Origin of the sequence: Agreia sp. PsM10, from assembly GCF_030433855.1 — a bacterium.
Taxonomy (GTDB): domain Bacteria; phylum Actinomycetota; class Actinomycetes; order Actinomycetales; family Microbacteriaceae; genus Agreia.
In genome coordinates, this window is sequence record NZ_JARUXC010000084.1 from 1 (window position 1) to 239 (window position 239).

The 239-nt window shown below is 40.6% G+C and carries 1 protein-coding gene; it reads right to left on the minus strand.

The window, feature by feature from the left end; all coding sequences use genetic code 11:
- A partial coding sequence (locus tag QCD70_RS19115; RefSeq protein WP_301219228.1) for a hypothetical protein occupies window positions 1–218 on the minus strand: 218 nt, incomplete at its 3' end.
- Window positions 219–239 lie beyond the last annotated feature (21 nt).

Genomic DNA, 239 nt, shown 5'->3' on the forward strand with positions numbered 1-239 from the left:
CCCCTGCGGCCTGATTTTTCCGTGTTCAGTAAATGAATAATATTTTTATCTTCTGTGGCTACATACAGGTCTGAAAGCCTTTGCGAAGTAGGATAATTTTCAAGTGTAATGCACGAACGTTCAGGCGGCGCAGCAGCAGTCAATATGTAAACTGCGTTTTCATACAAATTATCTTTTGCAAATTCAGGATTAAACTCCTGCATCGCCGCATTGATCACGTCGCCAATATTGGATAATTT